The sequence below is a fragment of the Ensifer sp. M14 genome, assembly GCF_003355565.1.
Taxonomy (GTDB): domain Bacteria; phylum Pseudomonadota; class Alphaproteobacteria; order Rhizobiales; family Rhizobiaceae; genus Ensifer.
The window spans coordinates 259,277-274,218 of sequence record NZ_QJNR01000014.1 but is presented as its reverse complement, the minus strand read 5'-3'; the positions used below and the strand labels follow the sequence as shown (position 1 = coordinate 274,218).

General features: G+C 61.3%; 14 protein-coding genes. 7 read left to right on the top strand and 7 right to left on the bottom strand.

Features of this window, described 5'->3' with window-relative positions; all coding sequences use genetic code 11:
* The 6 genes from BLJAPNOD_RS29890 to BLJAPNOD_RS29865 form a co-directional block, all read right to left on the bottom strand.
* Nucleotides 1–1,053: an ABC transporter permease gene (locus BLJAPNOD_RS29890; RefSeq protein WP_115422450.1), complete on the bottom strand. Its 1,053-nt coding sequence runs from the start codon at nucleotides 1,051–1,053 to the stop codon at nucleotides 1–3.
* Entirely contained in the window at nucleotides 1,043–2,578 is a 1,536-nt protein-coding gene (locus BLJAPNOD_RS29885) for a sugar ABC transporter ATP-binding protein (protein WP_077501283.1), read from the bottom strand. Before BLJAPNOD_RS29885 ends, BLJAPNOD_RS29890 begins: the two co-directional genes overlap by 11 nt.
* Nucleotides 2,579–2,651: 73 nt before the next feature.
* Nucleotides 2,652–3,656 (bottom strand): sugar ABC transporter substrate-binding protein, encoded by a 1,005-nt coding sequence (locus BLJAPNOD_RS29880; RefSeq protein WP_077501281.1) that lies wholly within the window; start codon nucleotides 3,654–3,656, stop codon nucleotides 2,652–2,654.
* A 144-nt stretch (nucleotides 3,657–3,800) separates the two neighbouring features.
* Nucleotides 3,801–4,457, bottom strand: coding sequence for a methionine ABC transporter permease (locus BLJAPNOD_RS29875; RefSeq protein WP_115422449.1), 657 nt, complete (start codon nucleotides 4,455–4,457; stop codon nucleotides 3,801–3,803).
* Nucleotides 4,438–5,508, bottom strand: coding sequence for a methionine ABC transporter ATP-binding protein (locus BLJAPNOD_RS29870; RefSeq protein WP_115422448.1), 1,071 nt, complete (start codon nucleotides 5,506–5,508; stop codon nucleotides 4,438–4,440). Before BLJAPNOD_RS29870 ends, BLJAPNOD_RS29875 begins: the two co-directional genes overlap by 20 nt.
* Before the next feature lie 80 nt (nucleotides 5,509–5,588).
* Complete coding sequence (locus BLJAPNOD_RS29865; RefSeq protein ID WP_115422447.1) at nucleotides 5,589–6,437, bottom strand: MetQ/NlpA family lipoprotein; 849 nt, start codon at nucleotides 6,435–6,437, stop codon at nucleotides 5,589–5,591.
* Nucleotides 6,438–7,111: 674 nt separating this feature from the next.
* Between BLJAPNOD_RS29865 and BLJAPNOD_RS29860 the strand changes: the two genes are divergently transcribed.
* The 3 genes from BLJAPNOD_RS29860 to BLJAPNOD_RS29850 all read left to right on the top strand — a co-directional run bounded on the left by BLJAPNOD_RS29860 (nucleotide 7,112) and on the right by BLJAPNOD_RS29850 (nucleotide 11,141).
* On the top strand, nucleotides 7,112–9,058 hold the full coding sequence (locus BLJAPNOD_RS29860) for a non-ribosomal peptide synthetase (RefSeq protein WP_115422446.1): 1,947 nt from the start codon (nucleotides 7,112–7,114) through the stop codon (nucleotides 9,056–9,058).
* Between the two features lie 384 nt (nucleotides 9,059–9,442).
* Entirely contained in the window at nucleotides 9,443–10,750 is a 1,308-nt protein-coding gene (locus tag BLJAPNOD_RS29855; protein WP_244611149.1) for a DUF2778 domain-containing protein, read from the top strand.
* A gap of 124 nt (nucleotides 10,751–10,874) precedes the next feature.
* A complete protein-coding gene (locus BLJAPNOD_RS29850; RefSeq protein WP_077501273.1) occupies nucleotides 10,875–11,141 on the top strand; it encodes a DUF2277 domain-containing protein in 267 nt (88 codons plus the stop codon).
* 95 nt (nucleotides 11,142–11,236) lie between these two features.
* Here the strand turns inward: BLJAPNOD_RS29850 and BLJAPNOD_RS29845 are convergent, their stop codons facing one another.
* A complete protein-coding gene (locus BLJAPNOD_RS29845; RefSeq protein WP_077501271.1) occupies nucleotides 11,237–11,650 on the bottom strand; it encodes an Lrp/AsnC family transcriptional regulator in 414 nt (137 codons plus the stop codon).
* A 248-nt stretch (nucleotides 11,651–11,898) separates the two neighbouring features.
* On the opposite strand from BLJAPNOD_RS29845, the gene BLJAPNOD_RS29840 reads away from it, so the two are divergent.
* From BLJAPNOD_RS29840 to BLJAPNOD_RS29825, 4 genes are all read left to right on the top strand, one after another.
* Nucleotides 11,899–12,672, top strand: a complete 774-nt coding sequence (locus BLJAPNOD_RS29840) for a transporter substrate-binding domain-containing protein (protein ID WP_115422445.1) — start codon at nucleotides 11,899–11,901, stop codon at nucleotides 12,670–12,672.
* A 192-nt stretch (nucleotides 12,673–12,864) separates the two neighbouring features.
* The gene (locus tag BLJAPNOD_RS29835) at nucleotides 12,865–13,527 is read left to right on the top strand and encodes an amino acid ABC transporter permease (RefSeq protein WP_115422444.1); all 663 of its coding nucleotides are present in this window, start codon (nucleotides 12,865–12,867) and stop codon (nucleotides 13,525–13,527) included.
* Nucleotides 13,524–14,180 carry an amino acid ABC transporter permease gene (locus BLJAPNOD_RS29830; protein ID WP_077501267.1) on the top strand — a complete coding sequence of 219 codons (657 nt, stop codon included), beginning with the start codon at nucleotides 13,524–13,526 and terminating at the stop codon, nucleotides 14,178–14,180. The genes BLJAPNOD_RS29835 and BLJAPNOD_RS29830 overlap by 4 nt, the downstream gene beginning before the upstream one ends.
* Nucleotides 14,177–14,941 carry an amino acid ABC transporter ATP-binding protein gene (locus BLJAPNOD_RS29825; protein ID WP_077501265.1) on the top strand — a complete coding sequence of 255 codons (765 nt, stop codon included), beginning with the start codon at nucleotides 14,177–14,179 and terminating at the stop codon, nucleotides 14,939–14,941. Before BLJAPNOD_RS29830 ends, BLJAPNOD_RS29825 begins: the two co-directional genes overlap by 4 nt.
* Nucleotide 14,942 lies beyond the last annotated feature (1 nt).

The following is a 14,942-nucleotide window of genomic DNA, read 5'->3' as shown; positions in this document are numbered from 1 at the left end:
TCAGATATTCTCCTGGCGACGCAGCAGCGTCGTTGCGGACACCACGAGCAGGATGAGCAAGCCCTGAACGCCGCTCACCAGCGTGCTCGAGATGTTGAGGAGCTGGAAACCGTTGATCAAGAACCCGACGAACAGCGTCGAGAGCAGCGTTCCCGTGATCGTCGGCACCAGCCGGCGCGAAAACACCGAGCCCAGTAGCGCCGTGACAACGACCGGGAGCAGCATGTCGCCCGCCCCTGTCGTGCTGCCGCTCAGGAAGGAAACAGAGAGGATCCCGGCAAACCCGCCGCACAGGCCACTCGCGATGAAGGACCCGGCCACGAAGGCCTTGACGGGCAGCCCCGCGGCGCGCGCCGCCTGCGGGAACTCGCCGACCGCATAGAGCCTGAGCCCCAGCGGAGTAAACTGCACGGCGGCGGCAACGAGCAGCGTGAAGCCGAGTAGAACATAGGCGAGCACGGGAATACCCAACGGCCCGCTGGCGGACAGGGCGGCCAGGAGCTCGCTCGAAGCCGGCACGACGGTGTTTTGAGTAAGCACAAGTTCGAGGCCCGCGACAACGTTCATGACGGCAAGCGTCGCCAACAGTGGCACGATGCCGGCAAGCGTAACCGCGGCCGCGTTGACCGCACCAATGACAAGCCCGGTCCCCAAAGCCGCCATGATTGCCACTGCGTCGCCCTGTCCCGCCTGCACCAGCGTCGCATAGACGGCCGCGCTCAGGCCCATGTTGGCGGCGAGCGAAAGGTCGATGCCACCCGTCACGACGTTGGAACCGCCACCGATCACAACGATCGTCAGGCCAATGGCAAGAACGCCGGCTATGGCGGATTGTCCGAGCACGTTTCCGATATTGCCGACCGTCAGGAAGAACGGCGCGGTCACGGAGAAGAACACAAGGACGCCGATGAAGACGGCCAGCGAGCCTCCCCGTAACGCAAGTGCTGCGGCCTGCCGCCCGTATGCGGGTCGGTCATTTCGCGGCTCCTGCGGGTTGCCTGCATCCGGTTCCGCCAAGGAACCGGGAATGTAGTATGGGGCGTCAACCAACATTGCTCAGCGTCTCGTAGGCGCCCGTCACTTCCGAAAGGATCTGATCGGTGCTCGTTTGGGAGGAAATGAATTCCCGCGTGACCTGGCCGCGGAAGAAGACGAGGATGCGGTCGGTTACCCCGAGCAGTTCCTCAATGTCGGACGAAAGCACGATGATGCCTGCGCCGCGTTGGGCAAGCTCGCCAATCAGCGTGTAGATCTCGACCTTGGCCGCGATATCGACGCCAACAGTCGGCTCGTCGAGCAGGTAGATCTCGGACTGGCGGCTCAGCCATTTGGCAATCGCCACCTTCTGCTGGTTGCCGCCGGACAGCGTCTTGACCAGCGCTTCGATACCATCCGTCTTGATCTGCAGGCGTTTGACGAGGTCTTCGGTCGCGCGTCTTTCGGCGGCCCGATCGAGCACCCCCCTGGAGAAGCGGTCGAGGCTGGCAAGCGTCGTGTTTTCCGTGACCGAGAGTTCGAGCGCCACACCGTCCCGTCGGCGGTCTTCCGGCACAAGTGCGAGGCTTTTGGCCGTGGCCTTCGCCGGAGTTGCGGTGAAGATCGGCTCGCCCTTGACCGCCACCGAGCCGGCGGTCGCCGTTTCCAGGCCGAAAAACGTGCGGAGGATTTCTTTTGCACCCGATCCCAAGAGCCCCGTCAACCCAAGCACCTCACCCTTGTGCAGCGTGAAGGACACGTTGGCGTAGCGGTTCGCCAGGCTGAGAGCATTCACCGCAAGCAGCGCCTCGCCGGCAACGACGTGCGGCTTCGGATACAGATCGCCGATCTCGCGGTTGACCATCAGCGCGCCGATTTCGGCAGCCGAGGTTTGCTTGACCGGCAGCGTCGCGACATCGCGGCCGTTGCGCAGGACCGTCACCGTATCGCAAAGTGCGGCGATTTCGCCGAGGTAATGCGAGATGTAGATGATCGTGACGCCATCGTCTCGAAGGCGTCGGATGAGTTGGAACAGAAGATCCGCCTCGCGCCGGACGAGTGCTGCCGTCGGCTCGTCGAAGACGAGGACCTTCGGGTTGTCGAGCAGCGCCCGCGTGATCTGGACGATCTGCTTTTCGGCAGCCGAAAGGTCCGCGATCAGCGCTGAATGCGGCAGCCGCAGGCCGAAGTAGCGATCGAGTATCTCCCCAGACCGGCGACGCATCAGCGCACGATCAAGGAACGGCGTTCCTGCAATACGCGGTTCGCGACCGAGAAAGAGCGCTTCGCCCACCGTGAAGGTCGGAACCAGCAGGCGATCCTGATGGATGAAGTGGATGCCGAGTTCCTCGACCAGATGCGGTGTCAGCCGGTCATAGGCCTTGCCATCGATCTCGATCCTGCCCTCGTCTGCCTCATGCAGGCCGGCGAGCAGCTTGATCAGCGTCGACTTGCCGGCGCCGTTCTGGCCAACGAGACCGTGCACCGTGCCGCGCTTGACGGCCATTGACGCACCGGAAAGCGCTTGCGCGCCTCCGAACCGCTTCACGATGGCGTCAAGGCGAATGATGTCGCCGACTTCGCCCCTCACCGTTTCAACCATTGCCGCTTTCTCCTGCACATCCTCGGAACGGATGGATCGCAGCCTTCCGTCGCAATCCGTTGTCGAGGCCGGATCAGCCGATGCCGAGCTTCCTGGAGATCTCGCCGACATTCTGCTTGTTGGCGAGCAGAGCAGGCACATAGGTTTCGCGCGCTAACGTCTCGCCGGCGAGGTATCTGGCGACGTTCTGGATCGCGACGCGACCGAGTTCTGCCGGTTGTTGGGCGACGTCGGCAGCCGCCGGCGAATTTGCGTCGGCGACGAGTTGGAGGACTTCCGGACTGCCGTCGACGCCATAGGTCTTGATCTCGGTGCGGCCTGCGGCGGTCAAAGCCTGCGTCGCGCCAAGCTGCGGAATGTCCCAGGCAGACCAGATCGCCTTGATGGACCCCTTCTCAGGATACTTGTTGAGGATCGCCGTAATCTGGGTGAAGGCGTCCTGCACCGTGTTCGGGATCACGTCGCGCAGCTCCGGCTGCACGATCTGCACCTTCGGGAAGTACTTGATGACGTTGACAAGCTGATCATAGCGGATCGCGCATGGCGTGACGCCGTAAAAGCCATTGAACACGACAATATTGCCCTCTCCCCCGATATCGGAAACGAGCTGGAGAGCGAGGTCCTTGCCGATGCCCCAGTTGTCGGACGTGGAGTTGTTGATCGAGTTCACCGAACCGACATCGATCGTGAAGACCGGAATGGCCGCATCGCGCGCTTTCTTCAGCCACGGATCGATCACGCTCAGCGTGCCGAGAAGCTGGACGATGGCATCCGGCTTCTGCGCGATAAGGGTTTGAAGCTGGGAGACGAGCTTGCCGTCGTTGCGACCGGCATCGACAGCGATCGGCTCGCCACCGAGGCGCTTCACCTCTTCGACCTGGGCATTGTAAGCCTGCAGATCGAAGAAATGGTCCGTACCGGCGGTGCTGATGCCGATGCGTTTGCCCTTCAGCGAGAGCTCGCCCTGAGCGAAGGAGGCGCGGCTCGTCAGAAGCCCCGACCCCGCAACGATGCCGGCTGCGGCCGTAAGCTTCAGAATGTTGCGGCGGTTGACGCCGGTGCGGGTCTCTTCCGTCATGCTGGTTCTCATCCTTTGGATTAAAGATATAATCCATAAATTAAGTGATTTATTATTACAAAACAGAGAGAATTTTCCAATTCTAGACGGGGGACAGAAATATTAGCACTGTCGCCGGCGCCCTTCGCGTCGCCGCCCCGACCTTCAACCGCGATGGTCGAGGCGGGAGACGAGCCGGTCGCCGAGCCACTGGATGCCGCAGACGAGCACGATGAGAACGGCAACGACAGCGATCATGACGGCCGTCTCGAAGCGCTGGTAGCCGTAGCGGATGGCAAGGTCGCCGAGCCCGCCGGCGCCGATCGCACCGGCTATGGCCGAGGCGCCGATGAGAGTGACCAATGTGACGGTGAAGCCGGAGACGATGCCGGGCATTGCCTCTGGGATCAGCACTTCGCGGACAATGGCCCAGCGATTGCCGCCCATGGCGCGCACGGCCTCGATCAGCCCGCGATCGACCTCGCGCAGCGACACTTCGGCGATGCGGGCGTAATAGGGCGTCGCGGCGATCGCCAAGGGCACGATTGCCGCCCAGGTGCCGATCGACGTCCCGACGATCAGGCGCGTCACGGGAATGAGCGCCACCAGCAGGATGATGAAAGGCACGGAGCGGAAGCCGTTGATCACCGCACCGAGCGCGCGGTTGACTGCGAGATTTTCCGCAATGCCACCACGCGCGGTCGCCACCAGTGCAAGCCCGAGCGGCAGACCGAAAACGAGCGAGATGAGGCCGGAGGCGGCTGTCATCACGATGGTTTCCCAGAGCGAGCGGACGAGAAGTTCAAGCATGATCGGCGACATGGCCGAGGACCTCCACCTTTGCGCCGAGGCGCTCGACAAAAGAAACAAGGCCGGCCGTCGAGGCTGCCGGCAGGGCAATGAAAAAGCGCCCGACGGGCTGCTTCTGGATATGGTCTACGCCACCGTGGATCAGTCGGTAGCCACCCGGAAACGCCCTTGAAAGATCCTGGAAGAGCGGGCCGGTGGCAGCAGGACCGGCGATGTCGATGCTGAGCACCACTTCGCCGGGCCCCTTCAACGAAAGCGTCTGGGCGATATGGTCAGGAAGTTGGGGGCGGATGCCGCTCAGCAGGCTTTTGGTCGTTTCCGCCTGCGGCGTTGCGAATACCTGCCAGACCGGCCCTTCCTCGACAATGCGCCCCGCATCGATGACGGTCACGCGGTCGGCGATGTTTCTTACTACCTCCATCTCATGAGTGATGAGAAGGATCGTCAGGCCGAGTTTGCTGTTGATGTCCTTGAGGAGTGCTAGGATCGAACGCGTCGTCTCCGGATCAAGCGCCGACGTCGCTTCGTCGGATAGCAGCAGAGCGGGGCTTGCCGCCAGAGCCCGGGCGATACCGACGCGCTGTTTCTGGCCTCCCGACAGCGCCGACGGATAGGCCTTCGCCTTGTCGGACAGACCGACCAGCTCCAGAAGTTCGGCCGCTCGCGCCAGCCGCTTTGCCTTCGGCCACCCCTCGATTTTCAGCGGCAGCGCCACGTTTTCCTCGACCGTCTTGGCCGACAACAGGTTGAAGTGCTGGAAAATCATGCCGATGCGGCGCCGTAGCGGCTGCAGCTCGGCCTCGCCAAGGCCGGCAATCTCGCGACCTTCGATCTCGATGCTACCGCCATCCGGCCGTTCGAGGCCGTTAAGGCAGCGAATGAGCGTCGATTTTCCCGCGCCGCTTCGCCCGATGATGCCGAGGATTTCACCGCGCTTGACGCCAAGTGAGACCCCGTCGAGGGCCGCCGTCTCGCCGAAGCGGCGTCGAACGTCGGTAAGCCGGATCACGTCGCCACCGGCGGCGGCTGTTTCGACCGGTGGCCATGACACGTGTCTGTTCATTCTGGTTCCCTTCCGGAAACGCCGAGACAGCCCGCAATGGACCGGGCCATGGCGGGCTGTCTCGGCTGACCTCACATGCCTCAGTAGGCGCTGATGCCCGTGCCCTTGTAGACACGATCGAACTCGGCCTTCACGATGTCGTTCTGGTAGGCTTCGACAAGCGGCTTGACCCAGGGCTGGTCCTTCGATTCCTCGCGCACGGCGATGAAGTTGCGGTAGGGATTGTCATCGACCGGTTCCTGCGCGATGCGGTTGTCCGGCGTCAGGCCGCTTTTCAGCGCCCAATCCGTGTTGACAACGGCGGCATCGAAGTCGTCGACCGAGCGGCCGACGATACCGGCGTCAAGTTCCTTGATCGCGACATTCTTCGGATTCTCGACGATGTCAGCGATCGTCGCGAGGATGCCGGTGCCCTCCTTGAGCTTGATCACGCCCTCGTTTTGCAGGACGCGAAGGGCGCGGCCCTCGTTTGACGGATCGTTCGGCACGCCGATCACGGCGCCCTCCGGCAGATCCGCAATCTTGGTGTGCTTCTTCGAATAGAGGCCGATCGGCCAAACGCCGGTGTAACCGACCGGGACGATCTTGTACCCGTGTGCCTTGATCTGGTTTTCGAGGTAGGGAAGGTGCTGGAAGGCGTTTGCGTCAACGTCGCCGCGGGCGAGCGCCTCGTTCGGCTGAGTGTAGTCATTGAAGACGACAGTCTCGATGGTCAGGCCCTTCTTGGCGGCTTCCGCCGTCACGGCGCGCCAGACGTCCTCGTCTTCGCCGGAGATGATGCCGACCTTGAGCTCCTTCTTGTCTTCAGCGAACGCGGGTGCGGGCGCAGCCAGGCTAACGGCAGTGACCGCAGCCGCGGCGAAAGCGGCAAGCGTTGCACGACGGGAGAGGAGAACGGTTGCCAGGAGGTTTGTGCGGATCTTCGACATGGTGATCTTGCTTTCGCGGTTGGGAGGATCAACTTCGAAACACGATTGTTTCTGCCCCAAAAATCGCAAATGCCGCGTTTGTGAACAACGAATGGCGATTTATGGAGGGTCAGGAACGGGAACTTTCCCTATCGCAGTCGCGCACCTCGGCGGAAAATATTTTCTATTAAATTTATCGAGTAAGAAGATTTACAGAGAGATCGAACCGAGTTGCGTGCGCTTGCGGGTTGGATTGTCGGAATGACCGGCACAGTCCCGCGACCGATGAGAATGGTGCGCAGGGCGTTGTGTCATAGGCCGCGTCAGCGGCGCATAAGCGCGCGGATGGCAATCTTGCCAGCAGGCTTGCGGCAACGGAACCACCGGCCCGCAGACACCGGGCTTACGTCAAGCGCGGTGGGAGTGCCGCGACCTTCGACAACAGCATGGATTCTTTCGATCCGCTGCCGCACATCACTAATGCATATCATCCATATACTATAGTTATTTAGTGTATTTCTAATGCGCCCTTTGATCGCCTGCCCCCGCGGTCGCTATCCCAATGATCAACTGTTCATCTTTGGCTGCCGTGGAATATTGGCATTCGACGTCGCCGCAGCACTCAGACCGCCCTCGATAGGCGAAAGACGCCCCAGGAACATTTCCGGCAAGTTCGAGACGAACAGGAGACGACGATGAACGAGGTCCGAGTTCCCAAGCCCAGTGATCACGCCGAAGCATCGGAAGGCAGGGTGCGCCGTTCCTCGGCAAAGCCACACTACGATCGGGACCGGTCCCTTCAGGATTACGTCCGCCAGCATGCACGCGCCGCGCCCGAGGCAACGGCCATCGTCTTCGATGATCGGTCGGTGAGCTATGGGGAGCTTGACCGGCTGTCCGATGCTCTTGCTGCCTACCTCGTGGCAGAAGGTGTCGGTAAGGCCGATATCGTCTGCCTCTTCGTGCCCCGCTCACTCGACAGCGTGATCGCGATGCTTGCCATACTGAAAACGGGCGGTGCTTATCTGCCGTTCGATACGACGTTTCCCGTCGAACACCTGAACTACGTGATCGGCGAATGCGCGCCGACGATGATATTCGTCGACAGATGCACGTCGGGAACAATGCAGCTGGTGGCAGGTACGCGGGGCAAGATCTCCGATCTGAAGACCACGATCGAGGGTCTTGCGGCCCTGGAGCCAGGAGTGGCGCCCGCAGTTGACGTCGGCGGAGACGATCTTGCCTATGTCATGTACACCTCAGGATCGACAGGCCGACCCAAGGGCGTCGCGATACCGCATCGCGGCATTGCCCGCCTGGCACTCGATCAGAACTACGTGGAGATCAGCAGCACTGACGTCGTGCTGCACGCTGCGACCATCGCCTTCGATGCCTCCACCTTCGAAATCTGGGCAGCCCTTACCAATGGTGCCCAGATCGCGGGCCTGCCGGACGGCACCTTTTCGATTGGTCGCCTACGCGACGTCATCCACGAAAGTGCAGTCACGGTGTCGCTGATCACAACGGGTCTGTTCAATCTGCTGGCTGATTTCGCATCCGGCCCGCTGCCATCGCTGCGTCATATGCTGTTTGGTGGAGAGGTCGCCTCGGCTGAACATGTCAAACGGTTCCAGACCGCCCACCCCCATTGCCGGTTGACCAACTGCTACGGCCCGACGGAAATTACGGTTCTTGCCAGTACCTTCGACATACCAACCGGATTTGACGGCAAGGACGTGGCGATCGGCAGCACCGTGAACCACACCGACATCCTGATCGTCGACGAGGATCACACGCCTGTGGTCAAGGGCGTCGAGGGAGAGCTCCTGCTGATCGGCGATGGCGTCGCAATCGGCTATTTCAAGCGCCCGGACCTGACGGCGGAACGCTTCGTCACGGTCGAAACGGACGACCGCCCTGTGCGGGGTTATCTCACCGGCGACCTGGCTCTCCTCGACGAGCACGGTGTCCTGATTTTCAAGGGGCGCAGGGACAGGCAGATCAAGCTCAACGGCAAGAGGATCGAGCTCGACGAGATCGAGGCTGCACTCCGGCGCGATCCGCGCCTCGCCGATGGTGTGGTGATCTGCCAGGATCTCGGCCCTCGTAGCAGGCGTATTGTCGGCTATCTGTGTCCATGCGAAGGCACCACCATCGCCAGTGCCGAACTCAGACGCGGCGTCATGGAAACGTTGCGCAGTACCTTGCCGGCCTACATGATCCCAAGCGTGGTGATGGTTCTCGATCAACTTCCGCTGCATCAATCCGGCAAGATCGACCGCAGCAGGCTGCCGCTGCCCGCTGATACGGCTGCGGTCGATCACATACCGGTCGCGAACCGGACCGAAGGGCTGCTTGTCGAATTGTGGTGCAACGTATTGGGCATCCAGGCGGTGGAACTGGATCGCAATTTCTTTGATCTCGGAGGGACATCGCTTCAACTCATGCGGGTTCAGGCAGCGTTGGAAGTGAGGCTCGGCCGCACGATCGACGTGATCGCGCTGTTCCAGCATCCAACGATCCGGGACCTGGCGCGCTACATCGACGGCAAGGCAATGACGGGTGCCCGGGCGATCTCGGCCGCCGAGCGGGCAGCTTTGCTGCGCAGGACATTGTCGCATCTTCGCAGGGCCGAACCATAAGGGAAGCCAAGCCGCCTGCCGAGCGCCCTCCCAGTCCTTCGCCACCACGGACATTCTTCGTCGGATACGTTGAGCGGTCGGGCCTTCCTTGTTCCAGGCGACCGCGAGCCCACCTCCGCAGCCCCCTGACATCAAGCACAGATGCTCATCTGACCAGCTACCGTGCGGCGACAATGATATTATCGCAAAATTCTGACGGCTCGGATCCATCTCGGTCTATGGAAAGCAAAATTTAACCATACTTGTTCATTCTTTGTCGATCCGTCGTCAAAAAGGGGACAATCCGGGAAATCGCGCAGCGGTGGTCGCTCGTCGGCCCGAGAGCGTTTGCGAGATTTACTGGCTTGAGATGCGTTGTTGAGTAAGATCGTTCGTTCACAGTCTTTGCGCCGTCTGCTGCGTCCACTGCTGATCACCTGTTGCGGTATCGCCCTCGCCGGCGCGGCCGCGGGATCAGTGGTCGGTGCGGTCGCGATGGGCAGCTTTTTCGCTCACGGCTCGGGCAACCTCTTGCCCAAGCCACAGCTCTATGTGGCGCAGCGAAAAAAGGAACGCTCGTGGGTCAAGCAAGCTCGGGTCGAACAGACGCCGAGGCTGGTCGCCGCCGTCGCTGAGCCCGTCGTCCTTGCAAACGTCAACGGGGCCGAAGGCAAACTGCCCCGCAATGCAGACATCTTTGGAGATGCCGCGGCGAGAGGCAAGGCGGCGCGCTTTTCCCTGGCGGCGACGCAGGCCACTTTGACATCCGAGCAGATCGTCCGTCACTTCAAGGCCTCTCACTCCATCACGCCCAGCGGCGCGATTGCCAGCATCGACACGCCAGCACCGGAACGGTTCGGGCCGCCGCTCACCCGCGCGATCGACAAGCCCCTTGTCTCGTTGGCTTACGCGGGGCCCTCCAAGAGCGCATCGGGCAGCGCTGTGTTCTCGGCCTTGCTGACTGCACCATTAGCGGACGAATTCCCTGCCTCGAAAGACGCAAGCGTCGAAGATGAGGCCGTTGCCCTGCCAGATTATGAGGATACGCCGTCCTCGGGGCCGATGCCCCAGTTCCGTCCCGGCGGCGACCAAGCCCAAAAGCCTGCCACTGAAGCGGAGAAACCGGAGACCGGGCGCGCCAGGACCGACGCAGCGCCGAAGGCCGATGAACGCGAAACGCCAAAGCAGCAAGAGCTTGCCTTTGTGCGGCCGAACAATCCGGCAGACAATAAATCGGGTGGCGGCCTCAGGGCGTTGCGAGACCTGTTCGGCGGTGGGTCCCGGGCCGGAAATGGCGTCGCCGTCTACGACATCAGCGCCGCGAAGGTCTACATGCCCGACGGCAGCGTCCTCGAGGCTCATTCCGGCATCGGCAAGATGGCCGACAATCCGCGTTACGTGAATGTCAAGATGACCGGACCGACACCACCGCACACCTACAATCTCAAGATGCGCGAGACGCGCTTCCACGGTGTCGAAGCAATCCGCATGTTGCCGATCGACGGCAGAAACAAGCACGGCCGCGACGGCTTCCTGACCCACAGTTACCTGCTGCGCGGCAACCGGGCGGAATCGCACGGCTGCGTCGCCTTCAAGGACTATCCGCGTTTCCTCACCGCCTTCAAACAGGGCAAGGTCAGGCAAATCGTCGTGGTGCCGAGCGGCGGACGTGCAGCCGGAATGCAAATGGCATCAAACGGCAAGAACACCTGACAGGCAGTGCTCGCCAGTCGATTGGGTGAAGGAAGGCATGACGATAGGCTCTTCCGCCGGCGAAGCGTGGGCATTAGGATCTCGACTTCCAGAGGAGCGAGAATTACAGGCGCGGGAGCCAGTCATGTGCCGAAACATAAAACCCCTGTTCAATTTCGATCCGCCTGCGACCGACGAGGAGATCCACGACGCCGCAGTGCAGTTCGTGCGCAAGCTGAGCGGGGCGACAAAACCGTCCAAGCGCAATGAGGCAGCCTTCGAGCACGCCGTCGCTTCGATCGCGACCTGCGCCCGGGAATTGCTCGACACGCTCAAGACATCGCAACCCCCACGTAACCGCGAAGAAGAAGCAAGCAAGGCGCGCGCCAGGATGGCGACCCGATTCGCCTGACGAGCGACGACAGTTCCTCAAGGAGTTACGCCAGTCGGCGTGAAGCAATGTCCTCCTTCACGGGTCTTCGGACAGACCGGCAGTGCCGCGGCCGCTCACGCCGGCCCGAGCATGATGAAGGTTTCGCTTTTCGAGACGCCATCGATGGCCCGAACCGTCGAGATGAGCTCGTTCAGCTCCGACATGGTCGAAACCTCGATCTCGGCGATGATGTCCCAGACCCCATTGGTATTGGACACGGCAGCCACCCCTGGAAGACGCTTTACGGCCGACACCGCCGGCCGTGGCGAGCCGTCGATCGTGATCAGGATGAAGGCCCTGATCAGATCCTTGCTGATGTCGTCCTTCAGGCGGACCGTGAAGCCCTTGATCACTCCGTCGGTGACAAGGCGATCAAGCCTCTTCTGCGCCGTTGCGCGCGCTACCCCGAGAAGCTGTGCCAGCTGCGGCACCGAAGCTCTGCCGTTGATGCGCAGTTCTGCAATCAGCCGTCTATCGAGATCATCCACCGCAGACTTCCCATTTCGTCAATTTTGCTACTATTCCGGCATAAATAGGCAACTTCAAGCACTTTGTATTCTTTTTTGTTCCCCCCAACCGCAATACGACTCCCTCATCGAGATGGAACACCGGAATAAAGCGGGATCAGACAAGACAGCCCGGCCTCACATTCTGTCGATCGATCCATGCCCTTTGAATTGCCGTCGTAAACCACGCGATGATCCGTGATGTCGGGTCGAATTGGGAGATGATACAGATGAAGTTGCACCGCGTTTTTTCTGCCGTGATGGTCGCTGCCGCGATCTGCTTGCCGTTCACCCCTGCACAGGCTGATGATCTGCAGAAGATCGAGGAGGCCGGCAAGTTGTCGGTTGCTCTCTCGGGCGTGTTTCCACCCTTCAGCTTCGTGGACGAAAGCAACAAGGTCGTCGGTTTCGACGCCGATATAGGCTCCGAGATCGCCCGTCGGCTGAAGGTCGAGCCGAACATCGTGACAACTGCCTGGGACGGCATCATCGCCGGTCTCGTCACCGGTCGCTATGACACGATCATCGGTTCCATGAGCATCACCGACGAGCGCAAGAAGGCCGTCGACTTCGTCGGCCCCTACTACCGTTCCGGCCTTGCCGTTTTCGTTCGCAAGGGCGCCGCCGTCGCCCGTGTTGACGAACTGAAGGGCAAGACGATCGGTGTCACGCTCGGCGAAGCCGCCGAGAAATGGGCACGCGACCAGAACACATTCGAGATCCGCACCTACAAGGGCCTTCCCGAAATGCTTCTCGATCTCGGCGCAGGCCGCGTCGATGCCATCGTTGCCGACGACGTTCCCGTGTTCGTGGCGATTGCCAAGAGCAACGCGCCGATCGAACAGATCAAGGACGACAAGCTTCCCCGCTACGACATCGGCATCGCAATCCGCAAGGACAATCCGGAACTCGCCGCTGCCATGCAGAAGGCACTGGACGACATGATGGCCGACGGCACCTACGAAGCCATTTCGAAAAAGTGGATCGGCCAGGACATCCGCTGATGGGTTCGGCCGGGACACGAGATGTGTCTCGGCCGGCTATCCTTCATAGGGAATGACCGTGTTCGGCCTCAGGATGTCAGGCCGTCGGATCCGTCGAGTTTGGTAGCTCTAGGGCGTGTCATCTCAGGTGCCGTTTCACGCGGCCCGGAAAAGGCAACGCATCGCCCGTGAGCCTAGTCCGCAGAGGCCGGAATGGATTTTCAACTGATCGGGCGACTATTGCCCCATATATTGGAAGCGTCGCTGTTGACGATCGGCCTTACGGTCTGTTCGCTGGCGATCGGGCTTGTCGTCGCCACAATCGTGGCCACAGGACGCTTCTCCAGAATGACGCCGATACGCTGGCTTGCAACGGCCTATGTCAGCGTCATGCGTGGCACGCCATTGCTGGTGCAGCTCTTTATCGTCTTCTTCGGCGGTCCGCAGTTCGGGTTGGAGCTGACGCCGTTCATGGCCAGTGTGCTGACCATGGGGCTCAACATCGGCGCCTACATGTCGGAGGGTATCAAGGGCGCCATCGTCGCCGTCGACAAGGGACAGGGCGAAGCTTCGCGTTCGATCGGGTTTGGCCGCTTCGATACCTTGCGGCTCTTCATTCTGCCGCAAGCGGCGCCGCTGATGATCCGGTCGCTGGGCGTCAACACGGTTATTCTGTCGAAAAGCACCGCGCTTGTATCGACGATCGGCGTCGTCGAGCTGACCTACTCGGCGCAGCGTTTCGTCACCTCCACTTACAAGCCGTTCGAGGTTTTTGCGGTTGCGGGCGCTGCCTACATTGCAATCGTCGCCATGATTTCACTGTTCGTGCGCGGCACAGAAAAGCTTTTCGATGCCGACAGGAGGGTCGGAGCATGACACTCGATTTCGGCGTGGTGCCGTCCTACTCGGAGCTTCTGTTCACCGGTCTGCTCTGGACGATTTTCATCACCGTACTGGCCGGCTCCGTCAGCATCCTGCTCGGCCTTGCCATCGCCACCACAACGCTTTACGGGCCAAGTTTTGCAAGCCTGCCGGTGCGCGGCATCAGCTTCCTTTTCCTGGGCACGCCGCTGCTGCTGCAGCTCTACCTGCTCTACTACGGCCTATCGCAGGTGGGCGTCATGCTTCCCGCTTTCTGGACCGGGGTGGTCGGGCTTGGCCTGCACTATGCCGCCTACAACGCGGATATTTTCCGTGCGTCGCTGCAGGCGGTGGATCCCGGGCAGGCGGAGGCGGCACGATCATTGGGATTCAGCCGCGGCGCCACCCAGCGCCTCTTCATCATGCCGCAGGCCATCGCGACGGCGCTACCGCAAGTCGGCAACAACAGCATCATTCTGCTGAAGGACACGGCCGTCCTCTCGGTTCTGGGCATCGCCGAACTGGTCCTGAACGCGCAGCGTGCGATCAGCGAAACCTATCGCCCCTTTGAATTCTACTTCACCGCAGCTCTTCTCTATTACGTCGTCAATCTGGCGATGGAATTCCTGTTGAGCATGGCCGCCCGGAAAGCGGAGGAAATCCGATGACGACACAAACGCCCATGATCGAACTGCGGCAAATCCGCAAATCCTACGGCAGCCACGAAGTGCTCCGAGGTATCGACCTCAGTGTCGCCCGCGGCAAGATCGTTTCCATCATCGGCCCGAGCGGTTCGGGGAAAAGCACGTTGCTGAGATCCATCAACATGCTGGAGGAAACATCCAGCGGCGAGATCTGGCTTGACGGCCATCAGGTCAACCGCCCGTTAAAGGGGCGCGCCTTCGAGAACCACATCAACCATATCCGCCGCGAAATGGGCATGGTGTTCCAACAGTTCAATCTGTTTCCGCACCTGACCGTCCTGCAGAACATCACGATCGGGCCCATGCGCCTCAAGGGCCTGACCAAGGCGGAAGCCCTGGACCGAGCCAACGCCCTGCTTGCCAAGGTCGGGCTTTCGGACAAGGGAAATGCTTACCCCGCACGGCTCTCGGGCGGCCAGAAACAGCGTGTCGCCATTGCCCGCGCGCTCGCCATGCAGCCGAAGGTCATGCTGTTCGACGAGGCAACCTCGGCGCTCGACCCCGAACTTGTCGAGGAGGTCAACCAGGTCATGAAGCAGCTTGCCGCCGAACACATGACCATGCTGATCGTGACGCACGAGATGCGGTTTGCCGCCGAAGTGTCCGATCACGTGATGTTCATGGATGCCGGCGTGGTGATCGAACAGGGAGAACCCGCGCAGGTTCTTTCCGACCCGTTAGAGGAGCGCACGCGCGCTTTCCTTCGCAAGCACCTCTCGAATTGAA